Genomic DNA, 15,135 nt, shown 5'->3' with positions numbered 1-15,135 from the left:
ACACCTCTGCGGTTTCCTGGCAAGTCCCCCCGCAAGTGACCTGCCCCTGTAACGCCCGCCCCGTAAACTGAAGGCATGACAAAAATGGTGATCGTGGCGGCCAAACGCACGCCCATCGGGAGTTTCATGGGCGGCCTCAAGGACGTGTCCGCCGCCGAACTGGGCATCGCGGCGGCCCGGGGTGTGCTGGACGGCGTGAAGGGCGAGGACATCGCGGACGTGATCGTGGGCAACGTCCTGCAGGCGGGACAGGGCATGAATGTCGCCCGGCAGATCGGGCGCGGCGCGGGCCTGCCGGACAGCGTGCCTGGCATCACCGTGAACCGCATGTGCGGCAGCGGCCTGCAGGCCGTGGTCAGCGCCATGCAGGGCCTGAAAGCCGGCGACGGGCAACTCTACCTGGCGGGCGGCACCGAGAGCATGTCCCGCGCCCCGTACCTGCTTCCCAAGGCCCGTGAAGGCTACCGCCTGGGGCACGGCGAGGTGCAGGACAGCATTCTGGTCGACGGCCTGACCGACGTGTTCGGCAAGTACCACATGGGCATCACCGCCGAGAACATCGCCGAGCAGTGGAACCTGACCCGCGAAATGCAGGACGCCTTCGCGCTGGAAAGCCAGAATCGCGCCGCCGCCGCGCAGGAAGGCGGTCACTTCGCCGACGAACTGGTCAGCGTGGAGGTGCCCAGCCGCAAAGGCCCCGTCACCTTCGACCGGGACGAGTACCCCCGCGCCACCACCGCCGAGGCGCTGGCAAAACTGAAACCCGCCTTCAAGAAGGAGGGTACGGTGACTGCCGGGAACGCCAGCGGTATCAACGACGGCGCGGCCATGCTGGTCATCGCCACCGAGGAGTACGCCCAGGCGAACGGCCTGCCCATCCTCGCCGAAATCGTTTCCTACGCCAACATCGGCGTCGATCCCAGCATCATGGGCATCGGCCCCGCCCGCGCCGTTCCCGTCGCGCTGGAAAAGGCCGGCATGACTGTCGCAGATGTCGACCTGTTCGAGCTGAACGAAGCCTTCTCGGCCCAGAGCCTCGCCGTCGTGCACGACCTGAAAGCCGACCCTGCCAAAGTCAACATCACCGGCGGCGCCATTTCGCTGGGGCACCCCATCGGGGCGAGCGGCGCCCGAGTGCTGGTGACCCTGATCCACCAGCTGCGCCGCACCGGCCAGCAAACTGGCGTCGCCAGCCTGTGCATCGGCGGCGGCATGGGCATCGGCATGGTGATTCAGGCGCGCTGAGCGCAGTGGGGCAGGGGCGGCCCCAATTCCCCTTCTCCTGGGGCGCTACCCTGGGGCATGTCCGACGCCGTCACTGACCTGTTTGCCGCCATTCATGCCCACAACATCGAGGGGGTTCGCCTGCTGATCGAGGCCGAACCCGAATTGCTGACGGCCAGCAGCCCATCGGGCCTTTCGCCGGTGCTGTTCGCAGCCTATTACCGGCGGCCCGCCATCGTGCAACTGCTGATCGATGCGGGCGCGCCGCTGACGCTGTTCGAGGCGGCCGCCGCCGGCCAGACGGCGCAGGTCATGGAGGAGCTGGAGGCCGACCCGCAGCTGTTGCAGGCTTTCAGCCCGGACGGCTTCACGGCGCTGGGCCTGGCGGCCTTTTTCGGGCATCAGGAACTGACTACGGAACTGCTGCGGCGCGGCGCGGACGTACACGCGGCCAGCCGCAACGCCATGCAGGTGCAGCCGCTCCACTCGGCTGTGGCCGGCAACCACCTGGGTACCGTGCAGGCGCTCCTGCAGGCGGGCGCGGACGTGAACGCCGTGCAGCAGGACGGCTTCACCCCGTTGATGGGCGCGGCGCAGAACGGCAACACCGACCTGGTGGCGCTTCTGCTCGCGCACGGGGCGGCCCCGGACAGGCGCACCGCCGATGACCGCAGCGCCTGGATGCTGGCCGCCCAGGAGAACCATGAGGGCGTCCTGAACCTCCTGCGAGACGCCGGCGCCGAACCTGAAGAAAACGAGTATGACAGGGGGGGCCAGGCTGGTTCACACTGAAGCATGCCTGAAGACACCAAGCTCATCGGACAGACCGGGGCCGTCACCGGCTTCGAGACCCGCGACCCGAAGGACACGGATCCCAGCACCATCAATACCACCACGCCCGCCGACGACCGCGTGGGCGCGTCCGATCAGGGCAAGTACCAGCCCGTCACGGTGCCGGACGCCAAGGAAGTCACGGGCCAGTTCGATCACCTGGCAACGCGTGATCCGCAGGCTATGGAGCACCACCTGCAACGCCCCGAATACGAGGGCGCCGAAAGCACCGCCGCGCTGGGCGCGGGCACCGGCCTGGTGGCAGGCGTGCTTCCCTCGGACGGCCTCGGTGCGCCCCTGAGCGTAGGCGTGGTCGACCAGCACATTCAGGGTGCCATTGACCCCAACCCCAACTACACCCCGCCCAGCAAGATGACGCCCCCCCACATCAGCGAGCAGACCGCCAACCGCCCCGGCGACGACGCCACCGTGCTCGACAACCTCCGCCGCGACAACAAGCTGTAAAACGCGCAGGGCACTACAGCAAAAAAGGCCACCTATGCCCGGTGGCCTTTTTCTATTTGAAGCGATTTGTGGCGTGCTCGCTGAAGCTTGCACCTGAACACCAACGCTTCCAGCAGGCTCTTTACTGCACTTTGTAGTAGGTGGCGGGCACCTTCAGCAGGAGTTGCTGCGCCGCACTGTTCAGCATCTGTGAAATGGCGGCCTCCAGTTGCGGGCTGGACTGAGCGCCGACATTCATGGGCAGAATGCCGCTGAGGCTGAAGTTGTCGCCCTCAGCTTTTCCCTGAACCTGGGTCGCTCCGATAATGCGGCGGGTTTTGGCGTCCACAATGCGCAAGTCCATGGCAATGGTGCTGCTTTTCTTGCCGACTGAGACGCCCATGAAGGACAGGCCGCCGCTGGACGCCTGCGGCTCGTACTGCGTGATGGCCCCGAAGATCAGCACGTCGGCGCCCTGGAAATCCGTGCCGCCGTTCAGAAAGGCCTCTTCCGTCAACTGGCCGGTGTTCTCGCGTTCATAGACGGTAAATTTTCCGGTGTTCAGCAGGGCGGTGGTAAGGGCGTCGGCAATGCCGTCCCCGAGCCCCGAGTAGCATTTCTGGGCTTTGCACTTCATGCTGCCCACGGCAATATTCACCTGTCCGTCTGGCAGGGCGGGCGCGGTGGCCACCGGGGCGGGCGTGGCCGGAGCAGCGGTCTGGGCCTGAGCAGTGGGGCAGATCAGCAGGGCAGTGGTAAGCAGGACAGTCACGGTGTTTTTCATGGGTTACTCCTTCAGGGACAGGGAAAGGGATCAGGAAGCTCGGTTCAGAAATCGCCGGTCTGGCCGGGGGCGGGCAGGGGAAACCCTTGGGTCTGACTGCTGGGGGTCACGCCGGGAATTTCGGGCGAGCGGGTGGCCGACCCTGCCGCCGCCCGCTGATCGAGCGGCAGTTCGTAACGGGAAACGACGCACAGGCCCTGTTCGCCCAGGCTGACCAGGCGGTGCCCGGTGACGCGGCCGCCCCGCAGCAGGGCCTCCGAACGGCTGGATGTGGCACTGAACACGGTTTCGACCGCCACGTTGGAGAGGTTCAGCTCGTTGTTCTTGAAGGTGGTGGCGGTGCTGTCTACGCTGCCCTCGCCTTTCACGGTTCGGACGCGCACGCCTGCCAGCGCCTCGGCGGCCGCGCCCATAGCCTTCAGGTCGGCTTTCTGGACGGCGGGGGAAAGGGCCATCACCCCTTTGGCTTTGTAGAGGGCCGCCGGAACGACCCCGAAACCGTACACGCGCAGCGTATCGTTCTGGCCGTCGGCGTTGGCATCGTAAGGAGTGGTGGCGGGGGCCATGCACTGCATCAGCATCTTCAAGGAGTCCACCGGGCTGATCTGCTGCTGCTGGACGGTGTAACTCTGTTTGATGCCCTCCGACTTCACGAACTGCTGAGGGGTGATGGGCGTGCTGTCCTGCGCCTGCGCGAGACCTGCACTGAGGAGAAGGAAAGCGGGGAGATACTTCATGTTGAACTCCTTTGTTGAGGAAAGACGGTTAATAGGAGACGGAGATTTCGCCCGCGCTGAGGCCGGTGACCTTCAGGCCCAGGTCTTCGAGGGCCACCGCCAGGTCTTCCGGCGAACCGTCGAACTCCACTTCCACCAGCGTCCCGGCGGCGTCGTACTGGCGGCTCAGGGCGGCGTGAACGCCCTGAGTATTTCGCAGGGACGCCAGGGTTTCACTAAAGACCTTGAAGCTGGGAACGCCGCTCAGGCGGACGCTGAAGGTGCGGGAAGCCGCCTGCCCACTGCCGCTGAGCCAGGTCAGGAGGGCCTTGGGCAGGTTGGGTGCGGCGACCTTGGCGACATTCTGTAAGGCCGTTTTTCCGGCGACGGAATCGGTGGCCGACATGCCGGTGCCCGTAAAGGCGTCGCTGAAAATAATCTGTGCGGTCGCCAGGTCGATGACTTTCATTTCCAGGCGCGCTGTGTAGGCGCGTTGTCCCAGGACGTTGCCGTACTCCTCGGCAAAAGCTTCCCCGGTGATCAACAGGTCGGCCTGGTAGCGCGTGGCCAGTTCCTGAAGACCCTGGGCCGAAACGGTGCCCCGGACAACATCGCGGACATTGTTCTTCTCGGCCTGTTTCAGATCCACGACGCGGTATCCCGCGGTGATCAGGGCGCGCTGAATCTCGGTTTCTGCCGCCGGATCCGGGGTGGGGCGACGCAGAATCTGTTCGGGAATGGCGACGATGATGCGTGGGTCGCCTTTTCGCGCCAGAAACGCTTTCAGTTCGTGCTCTAGCGTCGGGCGGGCCACCGCGACCCGTACCGAGACGGTGTATGTGTTGTTGTTCTGGTTCTCGGCCAGCACCTGGACGACCCGCCCGAACCCATCAGAACGCTTCATGAGTTGCTGCTGGAATTTCTCGAACTCGTCGGTGGTTTTCAACGAGCTCGAGGACTGCACGTAAGCCCCCAGCACCTGCTCTACGGCGCTTCTGATCGCGTTGTCCAACGCTGCCTGTCGGGCACTGGCGGTCGTCGAGGTGATAAGGGCCTGTCCGGTGACCTGAATGATCTGCTCGGCGCTCGGCGGCGGAGCGGCTGCCGCCAAGGGGGCCGGCCCGATCAGTGAGGTCGCCAGCAGAAAACTGAGCAACCCTGTTCTGAGGCGTAATGACATGCCATGAGTATCATGAAGCCGTACTCTCATAACACTTACTGGCGACATTGCTCCATCGGTAAAGTCTGCCGCTCTGCCTTCTCGTCATGAAGATGTCGATCCTTACTAAAGCATTCGACAAAAGAACGCAGTGATTTTGTCTGAGCGGAGCCAGTGAATTTAGGCGAGCAGGACAGAGAATGCCGCGCTCCAGGGCGTTGTTCCACAGAGCGCGTAATTCGGAGAACTGCTGGAAGAGAAAAAACGGATCTACAAAGGGCCTCATCCGGCGGGGATGCCCCTATAGCATAGCGATCTATCCAGGAAGACCGCATGCGCCCTGAAATGAAGAAAGCCTAAAAAATACAGTTGCCGATAGTGTGTGACGAACCTGTGACGCGAGCCTAGGGAATAACGTTTCTCCGTGGTCTGCTTCCACTGCATAGCCCTGGGCTCAGCACCAACACACCTGACGGGTTCAGTTCCGATTGTCTGCAAGAAAGTTGAACCACAGTGCCCAGGTTTTACAGTTCCTGCACGTACAGCATGCCGCCCTCGACTTCTGCACGGAAGAGTTTGACCGGCTTGACGGCCGGCAGCGCCCGGGCCTTGCCAGTCTCCAGCTCGAATTTGCCGCCGTGTTTCTCGCAGGTGATCTTGCCGTCCTGCATGTCGCCGCCCAGCAGCGGGTAGTCCTTGTGGGTGCAGTTGTTGCGCAGGGCGTAGAACTGCCCCTGGTGATTCACGACCAGCACGCTGACGCCTCCCATATCCACGGTGCCCTGCCAGCCGGGCGGATAAGTGTCGGCGGATCCGACCTGTATTCGTTCACTCATAGCGGAAGTGTAGAGCAGAGGGGCCAATGGACATGACCCCTGGCCCCGAAGGTAGGCAGGTACTCTCCTTAGGGTGACGAAGGTGACCCCGAGTGCAGAAATCATGCAGCAATGAGCCGGCGGCGCGTGCTCTCCGCCTTTAGGGGGACGCGTTTGCGCTGGTGTGGGCTTAAGTTCTGGCGCATGATGGTCAGCGTGACGCCGTGGGAACAGCAGGAGGTGACGCCGCGTGAGGGTACTTTTTCCGAGGTGCTGCACCTGCGTACCGTGCGCGTGGCGCTTTACATTGTGCTGGCGTTGCCGCTCAGCGGCGTGATTTACGGGGTGATGTTCGCTGGGGTGCTGGCGGGCGTCACGACCTTGCCGGTGCTGGTGGGCGCGGGGCTGCTGCTGGGGTGCCTGTGGCTGGTGGGGGGCTTTGCGGAGGTGCAGCGCTGGCTGGCGCGGCTCCTCGGGCTGCGCTTCGCGCGTCCGGCGTGGCCGCCGGTGTACCAGGGCGTCATGCCCTGGCTGCGGGCCACCCTGAGTGAGGGCGCGACCTACCGCGCGCTGCTGTTTCACGCCATTCAGTTTCCGCTGGTGGTGCTGTGCTGGGCGGTACTGGTGGTTCTGCTGGAGGTCATGGTGGTGGGGCTGGGGTCGCCGCTGTGGTTCTGGTATCCGGAGTGGTTTCGCCTGTCCTGGGGGGACCGAACCTGGCACCTGTCGGCAATCTCCATCGCAGGACTGTTCGTGATGGGGGTGGGGGCCACGCTGGTCACGGCGGGGGTGCTGAACCTGATGGGCCGCATGTGGGTGCGCCTGGCGGCGGGCCTGCTGGCGCGGGAGGTGGGCGTGGAAGCCGCCCGGCGCGAGGTGATCGCCCTGCGCCGCGCCGCCGGCAGCGTGGCCCTGGGGGATGACCTGCAAGCCACCCTGGCTGACCTGACCGAGCAGGCCCGCGCGGCCAGCACCGCCCGCACGGTGGCGCTGCTGACCCCAGAGGGGACGCTGCGGGCCACGGCTGGCCCGGACGACCTGAGTGGGCCGCTGGAGCCGCTGCCGGCGCCCGGTGAGGCCAGCGTGCACGTGACCCCGGACGACCGGGTGCTGGCCGCCCTGCCGGTGAGCCTGCCGGCCAGTGCCGGCCTTCAGGGCGGCACGCTGCGGGCCGGCTACGCGCCGGGGGTGCGCCCCGGACAGGACGAACTGGCCTTTTTGCTGAGCATCGCCGATCACGCCGGGACGGCCCTGCACGCCGCGCAGCTGATCGAACGGGCGGGCGTGCGGGCCGGCGAGCAGGAACGCGCCCGGCTGGCCCGTGAGCTGCACGACAGCGTGGCGCAGGCGCTGTACGGCATTTCGCTGGGGGCCAAGACCGCCCGCGCCACGCTGGAGCGCGACCCCGAGCGGACGCGGGCCAGCCTGGAGTACACCATCAACCTGGCCGAAGGCGGCGTCAGCGAGATGAAGGCCCTGCTGTTCAGCCTGCGCCCCGACGCGCTGGAGGAAGGCGGGCTGATCGCGGCCCTGACGCAGCACGCCCGCGCCCTGGAAGCCCGCCACGGCCTGAAGGTGCAGGCTGAATTGAACGAGGAACCGCCCCTGACGCCGGACGCGCAGGCCGCCGCCTACCGCGTCATGCAAGAAGCCCTGCACAACGTGGTGAAGCACGCCCGCGCCACGCAGGTGTGCCTGGCCGTGCGCCAGGACGGTCTTCAGGTGGTTTTGACCGTGCAGGATGACGGGCGCGGCTTCGACCCGCAGGCTCCCCGGCCGGGTTCACTGGGCCAGCGCAGCATGCGCGAACGCGCCGCCGGGGCGGGCGGAACCCTGCATGTCCAGAGCGCCGAGGGCCAGGGCACCACGCTCACGCTGACGTTGCCGGCCAGTCAGGTGGCCAGGGCCGCGCCGCAGGAGGTCCGGGCGTGACCACCCTGCCGCCCCCACGCCCGCTGCGGCCCGTGCTGCGGCGCATGGCGCTCGGGCTGGCCCTTGCTGTCCTGGGTGGGCTGGTCGCCTGGCGCGGCGCGACCTTCAGCCCCACGCCCGGACTGGAAACGACCCTCACGCCACTGGAGGTGCCGCTGGACGGCCCGCTGCCCTTCGATTACGCCCAGGCCGCCACCTTGCGCTTTGAAGCCAACCGCGCCAACCTGCTGCTCAATCCGCTGCCTCCGCGCAGTCCGCTGCTGCTGAGCGGCGAGGCCCGCCACCGCACCCGCAACCCGGTCAACGTCAGCGTGCGCCGCGCCGGACGCAACGTGAACGTCACTGCCAAACTGTATGTGCAGGCGCTGGCGAACGACCGTGTGCTGCCGCCCTCCCCCGAACCGTTCCAGCACAGCCTGCGGGCCTCGTTGACGCCGACTTTGCCGCTGAGCCTCAATACCCTCACCGTGGGCGGCAACCAGACCATCAACCTGGCGGGCTTGCGTTTGCGTGCCCTGAGCGCCCGCAGCGACAGTGGCCGGCTGGATCTGGCCCTCCCGTCGCGTCCTGGCGGGCCTTACGCCCTGGTGACCCGCAGTGGCCGGGTGGAGGTCACCGCGCCCCAGGGGGCCACCCCCGAAGCCCTGCGCGTCAACTCGCAGAGCGGCGATCTCCAGCTGGAGCTGGGCGGGGCCGTCGTGGACGCCCTGAACGCCGGAACGCAGAGCGGGAACGTGACCCTGACCCTGCCCCGCCAGGTCAACCGGGGCACCGTGACCACGGCCAGCGGCGACGTGCAAATCGACGTGCCGCCCGCCACGCGCGGTAACCTGGACATTCGCACGGTCAGTGGCGACGTGACCCTGCGCGTGCCGCCGGGGCTGCGCGTGCGGGTGCGCTTTACGGACCGCGAAACCCTGCTGCTGCCGCCCGGCACGCCCGCCGCCAGTTCCCCGCAACTCGACGTGTTCGTAGACACCGCCAGCGGCGAATTCAACCTGCAAGATGATTAACCGGAGGCTTCCCTGATGTCTGAACCTGTTCGCGTTCTGCTTGTCGACGATCACGCCGTGGTGCGCCAGGGCCTGAAACTCTTTCTGGGCCTCGACCCGGACATCGAGGTGGTGGGCGAGGCCGCCAACGGCGAAGAAGCCCTTCAGGAGGCGCAACACCTCACGCCGGACGTGATCGTGATGGACCTGATGATGCCGGTGATGGACGGCATTAGCGCCACCCGCCGGTTGCGGAAAATGCTGCCCGACACCGAGGTCATCGCGCTGACCAGCACCCTTGAAGAACACAAGGTGAACGGGGCGATTGAGGCCGGGGCGATCAGTTACATGCTCAAGGACGCGTCGTCAGACACCCTGGCCGACGCCATTCACGCCGCTGCGCGCGGTGAAGTCCGGTTGCACCCCGAAGCCGCCCGCCGCCTGGTGCGCGATTTCCGGGGCGGCGAGATGCGCGAGAGCCTGACCCCCAAGGAAACGATTGTGTTGCAGCTGATCGCCCACGGGCAGAGCAACAAGGAAATTGCCGCCGACCAGGGTGTCAGCGAGGCCACCGTCAAAACCCACGTCAGCCGCCTGCTCAGCAAACTGGGCCTGGACAGCCGCACCCAGGCGGCCCTGTACGCCCTGAAGTCCGGCATTGCCAGCCTGGACGGCGTCGAGGTGTAAGGCGGCTTTGTCAATGGGCAGCAAGGCTGTTGTGGGCGGCGTGGGGGACTGTTCCCGCATTCACGTCGGGACAGAAAAGGAGAACAACGTTGCCGCGGTGAGGGGGTTAAAGGCTGCTTGCTTCTGCTGGCTTTCCTCGGCCCGCACCGTTTCCTCACCACGTTGCGTACGCCGATTGAGAAAGCTGCCCTCCAACCTGCGCTTGAAGGGGCGCAGCGGGGGCAGTTTTTCTCGCCACTTGAACAAAATTTGAGTTTTTTCACAGGGGTGACATAGTGGTGTATTTTTTTTCACGTGGCGGGGGCATTGCCGGGGGGATTGTAAGCTGTGTGAGACTCTTGAAAGAGTTTTCCTGACATGCTGAGCGAGCCGTAAGGGCCATAGGCCGTGACCGGGTGTGCTGTGAGGGGCGCATTCAGTCACGGCTCTCTGTTTTTTATATCGGCCAGCCAAAAAAGAGAGGCCACTAAAGCCTCCCCTGTGGTGCAGGATTTTTTTACAGGAACAGCAGACCGATCCACATGCTGGCCAGGCCGCTCAGGATCAGGGTCGCCACGGAGCTGGTGGTGTCGCGCAGGTTCAGGCTGGACTGCACCGCCAGGTAACCGTAGTACACCATCGCCAGGAACACCAGCAGGTGCACCGGCCAGCTCAGAATGCCGAAGATGCCCAGCACACTGCCGATGAGGCTGAGGGGCACGTAGAACAGGGCGAACGAGTACGTCACTTCATCGAAGGTGCCGGTTCCTTTGAAGAGGTTGCGGCCAATCAGGTACACGGCCCCCGTAAAGATCAGAAACTGCGCGGGAATGCCGATCAGCCGGCTGAACAACGTCCCGAAGAAACTCGTGTCGTGCATGGGCGCAAAGAATGCCCCGATCAGGGCCGAGACCACCGCCGCCACCATCACGAACACCAGCGCCTGCGTCAGGCCGCCGCGCCGCTCGAACCGCTCGAAGGTGTTGGGGTTGGGCTGAGCCAGCACGGTGGTGCTCTGGGCAAACATATCCGTGATTTGCGCCTGGGTCGCCTGGACGGTGGGGTTCGGTTTGCTCATACCACCAGTACGATGACACACCCGGAAAAGTTGCCGGTCAGATTCACCACGTCTGTACCCGGTGCAAGTTCAGCCCGGTTCAGCGGCCCGGTTCAGCTCTGAATCTCCCCAGCCTCCGGGTCACGGGTCAGGGTGGGTTTCACCGGCGCGTTCTGACGATCATGCGCCGTCATCTCGGTGGCCGGCGCCGCCGGGGACACCGGAGCGGTGGAAGCAGACCCTGGCGGACGGTCACCGCGCACCAGCTTGATCTCCAGCGGGGCCGCCCCGAAACTCAGGGCGCGTTGCGGCGACGGAATCTCGATCAGGGCCTGATCCATGGCGATCTTGATGCGGCGGTTGAACTCGCGGCCCACCGCGTACTGGCTTTTGGGCTGCACCTTGAACAGCGCCCGGATGGTCACGCCGTCCGGCGCGAGTTGCGTCACGCCCTGCACCTCCGGCTTGTCCAGAAAGAACGGCTTCCACTCGGGATCGTTGTACAGCTCGTTGCTGACGGCCTCCAGCACCTTCAAAGCCTGGTTGATGTTGGCGTTGTAGGTCACGTCCACCGCCGCCACCACCCGCGACCAGTCCTTGCTGCTCACGCTGACCGTGCTGATTTGCCCGTTCGGCACGATGTGAACAGTACCGTCCAGCGCCCGCAGGGCCGTGATGCGCAGGTTCAACTTCTCCACCGTGCCCGAGAGTTGCCCGGTGTTCACGGTAATCACGTCGCCCACCCCGTACTGATCCTCCAGCAGGATGAAAAATCCGGTGAACACGTCCTTTACCAGGCTCTGTGCCCCGAAGCCCACCGCGATGCCCAGCACCGACACCCCGGCCAGCAGGCCCGCCGCGTTCACGCCCAGCGTCTGCAGGGCCCCGATCAGCGTGACGATCACGATCAGGACTTTCAGGGTGCTTTCCACCACGCCTTTGAGGGTCTGAATACGTACCGTGCGGCGCGTGAAATCGTCGTCCGGCACGATGCGCCTGCTCAGTGCCCCCACCAGGTTCCAGCCGATCAGCGAGAGCGCCACGATCACCAGGAACTGCCCCGCACTGGCCCGCAGGCCGTTGAAGATGTCCTGCCCCAGATCGAAGAAGAGAGGCACACTCGGCAGGTACGCCGCGTGGGTCGCCACCGCCACCCAGCACACCGCCACGAACAGCAGCCACAGCCACTTCACGCCTTGCAGCAGGCGGTGATTCACGTGCGGTTCCAGCAGCCGGATCAGCGTGCGGCCAAAGCGGTAGATGGCATAAGCCACCAGCAGCGACAGCGCGAGTTTAAGCCACACCACGGGCTTGACAATCTGAGTCAGGAATTCGTCCAGCATGAAGGGCAGTCTCTCATGAGTGTGTTAAGGGCAGATGGCAGGAACGCGATCAAGTCAGCGTGCCGGCCATCTACGGTTGAGGTTTACTTCGGCTGTTCCTGAAAAGCCGCTTCCAGACGCGGAATCAGGTTGCCCTCGTGGGCACGCGCGGCCCGCAGCAGGGCATTTTTCACGGCGCGGGCGTCGGCACTGCCGTGACCGATGAAGGCCAGGCCGCGCACACCGATCAGGATGCTCGCGCCGTAGGTGCTGGGATCCATGCGCTCGGCCAGGCCGCGCAGGGCGTCGCGGGCCAGCAGGCCGCCCAGTTTGCTTTTCAGGTTGCTGTTCAGGGCTTCCTTGACCCAGCCGAACAGCACCTTCGCCTCGCCCTCCGCCAGTTTCAGCACCACGTTTCCGGTAAAGCCGTCGGTCAGCACGATGTCCGTGGTGCCTTTGAACACGTCACGGCCCTCCACGTTGCCGTAGAAGTTCACGCCCTTGCCGTGCAGCTCGCGCAGCAGGGCGTTCGTTTCCACCACCAGTCCGCTGCCCTTGTGGTCTTCCTCGCCAATGGAAAGCAGGCCCACGCTGGGGTTCTCACGGTCTTCCAGCACCTTGAGGTACACGCTGGCCAGCCGCGCCCACTGCACCAGGTACGTGGGGCGCACATCGGTGTTGGCGCCGGCGTCCAGCAGCGTCGTGAAGCCCCCCTGCGCCGGCAGGTGGGTCAGGATGGCCGGGCGATCCACGCCCCCCACGCGCCCCAGCGTGAACAGGGCGGCGGTCATGGTCGCGCCGCTGTGCCCCATGCTGACGGCCGCCGCGGCCTTGCCCTCCTTGACCAGTTTCATACACACGTTGATGCTGGCCTGCGGCCGGCCGCGCACGTCGGTGGCGTGTTCGTTCATGCCGATCACGTCCGGAGCGTCCACCACCTCCAGCGGCAAGCTGCTGCTGCCCGCGTGCTTGCCCAGTTCCGCGTGCAATTTTACGCGGTCACCCACCAGCAGCACCGGCACGCCTGCCCTGGCGGCCTGCACGGCGCCGTCCACGTTGGGCGGCGCGCCGTGGTCGCCGCCCAACGCATCCAGGGCAACAGGCAGCGTACTCAGCGGGATCTGGTTCTCATCGGCGGTCATCGAGTCAGTGGTCATCACTGTCACTCAGGGCCACACTGGCGTAAAAAGGCCGTCCCCCGTCCGCCCGTTCGCGCGCTCCCTGCGCCTCGCTGGGCAGACGGTAACCGGGGCGCTCGACGCTGGCCCGAATATCCTTGAAATCCACGTATTCATCGGCGGCGTTGCGCAGCTCGTAACTGGTCATCTCGGGAATGCACGCCACCACGATGCGTTTGCCACGCGCCCGCAGCACCTCGACCGGGCGCTCGAAATCCCCGTCGCCGGTCAGCAGCACCGCCACGTCGTAGCGCCCCTCGGTGCTCAGCAGGTCGGTCACCAGTTCGATGTCCAGGCTGGCGCGGCGGGACGTGTCACCGTTCTCGTCCGCCGTTTCGCGCAGCGGCCGGGTGCGCACGGTGTACCCCATGTAGGTCAGCGCGTCGATAAAGCGCTTCTGCTTGTCGTCCATCGGCAGGGGAATCGCCGTGTAATAAAAAGCGTTGTACAGCGCCCCGTACCCCGCGAAGTGCTCCAGAATCTTGCGGTGGTCGAAATTCCACCCCAGCCGTTTGGCCGCCGCGTACACGTTCGCGCCATCAATAAAAAGTCCAATACGTTCCATCATGAATCTCCTGAAAATGAATGCCCTGCCACCAGGGCGTCGGGTTCAGGATACGGCAGGAGGTTGGAAGTGGCATAAAGCCCGGGCCGGGTTCCTGCACGAACCACCCCTGTCCACTTCCTCCTGATCACGCCGCCGCTTACTCGTAGCCCAGTTCGCGCAGGGCTTCCTCGTCCTCGCGCCAGCCCGGAATCACGATGACTTCCAGGCCCAGGTACACCTTGCGGTTCAGGAAGACCTCCAGCTGCTTGCGGGCCGCCTGCCCGATCTCGCGCAGCTGCTTGCCGCCCGCGCCGATCACCATGCCCTTGTGCTGGTTCTTCTCGACGATAATCTCGCCCTCGATGCGTTGCAGGCCGTCCTCGCGCTCCGTCCAGGTGTTCACGCGGGTCGCCACGGCGTAGGGCAGCTCGTCACGCAGCTTTTTCATGGCTTCCTCGCGGATGATCTCGGCCGCCCACATTTCACGGCTCTGGTCACTGGCGGCGCCTACCGGGAAGAAGAAGGGGTTCTCGGGCAGCACCTCCAGCAGTTGCTCGCGCAGGGTAGACACGGCATTGGGGTTGTTCTGTGCCGACAGCATGGTCTCGGTCGTTTCGCCGTCGCGGCCCTCCAGCAGCGCCGAGTACAGCTTCATGGCCTCGTCCGGGTACTTGGCGGCGTCGGTCTTGTTGCCGACCAGAAACAGCGGCTTGGGCAGGTCGCGCACGCTGTTGGCCACCAGCCTGTCCTCGTCGGTGGGCGGGTGGCGCAGATCGACCACCCACACCACGGCGTCCACGTCGGAGAGCGCGCTGTGAACCTCGTGGTTCATGTACTTGCCCAGCGCGTCCTTGGGCTTGTGCATCCCCGGCGTGTCCACGAATACCAGTTGCCGGTCTCCATTCGTGTGAATGCCGCGCACGCCCCGGCGCGTGGTCTGCGGGCGCGGGCTGGTGGGGGCCACTTTCGTTCCCAGAAAACTGTTCAGCAGCGTGCTTTTACCCACGTTGGGCTTGCCGACGATGGCGACAAAACCGGAGTGGGTCTGTGCAGAGGAAGAATCGGTCATTCCCCCATTCTCTCATGCAAAACGTTGAAGCTGAGCGCCCATGAAGGGAACCACGAGGCAGACTCGGGCCTTTCGCGCCACACTGAACGCATGACCGATTCCGCCTCCGGCCTGTCCTGGCGTTCCCTCGAAAGCAGGGTGGAGCTGTCCGCGCTGCCTGCGTTTCACCGCGCTTTCCTGCGCTGGCGCGGGGTGAAGGGCGCGGACAACCTGCCCGTGCGCCGCGCCGAGCAGCGCGTACAGGCCGAACTGAACCGCATGGTGCAGGGCGACCTCGCCACCCGTGAGGGCGACGACTGGCTTCTGATTCCCGGGGCGCTGGAGGGTTTCGAGGAAGCCGCACCGTACCTGCCCCAGGAGCCGGACAGCCTGCCCATGTAAATAAAAAGATCGAGGTTC

Annotated in this window: 16 protein-coding genes; 7 read left to right on the top strand and 9 right to left on the bottom strand. The window is 65.4% G+C overall.

Annotation, left to right across the window (positions count from 1 at the left end):
- The first annotated feature begins 75 nt into the window (after positions 1 to 75).
- From E5Z01_RS12865 to E5Z01_RS12855, 3 genes are read left to right on the top strand one after another with little or no spacing between them, the layout of a single operon-like run.
- Positions 76 to 1,245: an acetyl-CoA C-acetyltransferase gene (locus E5Z01_RS12865; protein WP_135229726.1), complete on the top strand. Its 1,170-nt coding sequence runs from the start codon at positions 76 to 78 to the stop codon at positions 1,243 to 1,245.
- Between the two features lie 57 nt (positions 1,246 to 1,302).
- The gene (locus tag E5Z01_RS12860; RefSeq protein ID WP_135229725.1) at positions 1,303 to 2,016 is read left to right on the top strand and encodes an ankyrin repeat domain-containing protein; all 714 of its coding nucleotides are present in this window, start codon (positions 1,303 to 1,305) and stop codon (positions 2,014 to 2,016) included.
- A gap of 3 nt (positions 2,017 to 2,019) precedes the next feature.
- Complete coding sequence (locus tag E5Z01_RS12855; protein ID WP_135229724.1) at positions 2,020 to 2,520, top strand: hypothetical protein; 501 nt, start codon at positions 2,020 to 2,022, stop codon at positions 2,518 to 2,520.
- A 121-nt stretch (positions 2,521 to 2,641) separates the two neighbouring features.
- On the opposite strand, the gene E5Z01_RS12850 is transcribed toward E5Z01_RS12855, so the two are convergent.
- The 4 genes from E5Z01_RS12850 to E5Z01_RS12830 all read right to left on the bottom strand — a co-directional run bounded on the left by E5Z01_RS12850 (position 2,642) and on the right by E5Z01_RS12830 (position 5,994).
- Positions 2,642 to 3,283, bottom strand: coding sequence for a CsgG/HfaB family protein (locus E5Z01_RS12850; protein WP_119763885.1), 642 nt, complete (start codon positions 3,281 to 3,283; stop codon positions 2,642 to 2,644).
- A 44-nt stretch (positions 3,284 to 3,327) separates the two neighbouring features.
- Positions 3,328 to 4,020, bottom strand: coding sequence for a hypothetical protein (locus E5Z01_RS12845; RefSeq protein WP_119763883.1), 693 nt, complete (start codon positions 4,018 to 4,020; stop codon positions 3,328 to 3,330).
- 28 nt (positions 4,021 to 4,048) lie between these two features.
- Positions 4,049 to 5,179 carry a flagellar assembly protein T N-terminal domain-containing protein gene (locus E5Z01_RS12840; RefSeq protein ID WP_135229723.1) on the bottom strand — a complete coding sequence of 377 codons (1,131 nt, stop codon included), beginning with the start codon at positions 5,177 to 5,179 and terminating at the stop codon, positions 4,049 to 4,051.
- A gap of 503 nt (positions 5,180 to 5,682) precedes the next feature.
- The gene (locus E5Z01_RS12830) at positions 5,683 to 5,994 is read right to left on the bottom strand and encodes a non-heme iron oxygenase ferredoxin subunit (protein ID WP_135229721.1); all 312 of its coding nucleotides are present in this window, start codon (positions 5,992 to 5,994) and stop codon (positions 5,683 to 5,685) included.
- A gap of 183 nt (positions 5,995 to 6,177) precedes the next feature.
- On the opposite strand from E5Z01_RS12830, the gene E5Z01_RS12825 reads away from it, so the two are divergent.
- From E5Z01_RS12825 to E5Z01_RS12815, 3 genes are read left to right on the top strand one after another with little or no spacing between them, the layout of a single operon-like run.
- Positions 6,178 to 7,905, top strand: a complete 1,728-nt coding sequence (locus E5Z01_RS12825; protein ID WP_135229720.1) for a sensor histidine kinase — start codon at positions 6,178 to 6,180, stop codon at positions 7,903 to 7,905.
- On the top strand, positions 7,902 to 8,918 hold the full coding sequence (locus E5Z01_RS12820; protein WP_240738402.1) for a DUF4097 family beta strand repeat-containing protein: 1,017 nt from the start codon (positions 7,902 to 7,904) through the stop codon (positions 8,916 to 8,918). Before E5Z01_RS12825 ends, E5Z01_RS12820 begins: the two co-directional genes overlap by 4 nt.
- A 15-nt stretch (positions 8,919 to 8,933) precedes the next feature.
- The gene (locus tag E5Z01_RS12815) at positions 8,934 to 9,584 is read left to right on the top strand and encodes a response regulator (RefSeq protein WP_119763873.1); all 651 of its coding nucleotides are present in this window, start codon (positions 8,934 to 8,936) and stop codon (positions 9,582 to 9,584) included.
- A 496-nt stretch (positions 9,585 to 10,080) separates the two neighbouring features.
- Here the strand turns inward: E5Z01_RS12815 and E5Z01_RS12810 are convergent, their stop codons facing one another.
- The 5 genes from E5Z01_RS12810 to era all read right to left on the bottom strand — a co-directional run bounded on the left by E5Z01_RS12810 (position 10,081) and on the right by era (position 14,736).
- Positions 10,081 to 10,641 carry a YIP1 family protein gene (locus tag E5Z01_RS12810; protein ID WP_135229719.1) on the bottom strand — a complete coding sequence of 187 codons (561 nt, stop codon included), beginning with the start codon at positions 10,639 to 10,641 and terminating at the stop codon, positions 10,081 to 10,083.
- 92 nt (positions 10,642 to 10,733) lie between these two features.
- Positions 10,734 to 11,963 carry a mechanosensitive ion channel family protein gene (locus E5Z01_RS12805; RefSeq protein ID WP_135229718.1) on the bottom strand — a complete coding sequence of 410 codons (1,230 nt, stop codon included), beginning with the start codon at positions 11,961 to 11,963 and terminating at the stop codon, positions 10,734 to 10,736.
- Between the two features lie 83 nt (positions 11,964 to 12,046).
- Complete coding sequence (gene plsX / locus E5Z01_RS12800) at positions 12,047 to 13,099, bottom strand: phosphate acyltransferase PlsX (RefSeq protein ID WP_240738400.1); 1,053 nt, start codon at positions 13,097 to 13,099, stop codon at positions 12,047 to 12,049.
- Positions 13,089 to 13,685, bottom strand: a complete 597-nt coding sequence (locus E5Z01_RS12795; RefSeq protein ID WP_135229740.1) for a LabA-like NYN domain-containing protein — start codon at positions 13,683 to 13,685, stop codon at positions 13,089 to 13,091. Before E5Z01_RS12795 ends, plsX begins: the two co-directional genes overlap by 11 nt.
- Before the next feature lie 139 nt (positions 13,686 to 13,824).
- On the bottom strand, positions 13,825 to 14,736 hold the full coding sequence (gene era, locus E5Z01_RS12790; RefSeq protein ID WP_119763865.1) for a GTPase Era: 912 nt from the start codon (positions 14,734 to 14,736) through the stop codon (positions 13,825 to 13,827).
- Between the two features lie 90 nt (positions 14,737 to 14,826).
- On the opposite strand from era, the gene E5Z01_RS12785 reads away from it, so the two are divergent.
- Positions 14,827 to 15,117, top strand: coding sequence for a hypothetical protein (locus E5Z01_RS12785; RefSeq protein WP_135229717.1), 291 nt, complete (start codon positions 14,827 to 14,829; stop codon positions 15,115 to 15,117).
- Positions 15,118 to 15,135 lie beyond the last annotated feature (18 nt).

This window comes from Deinococcus fonticola, from assembly GCF_004634215.1.
GTDB classification, from domain to species: domain Bacteria; phylum Deinococcota; class Deinococci; order Deinococcales; family Deinococcaceae; genus Deinococcus; species Deinococcus fonticola.
The sequence above is the reverse complement of the archived record's forward strand: the minus strand, read 5'-3'. Positions and strand labels throughout refer to the sequence as shown.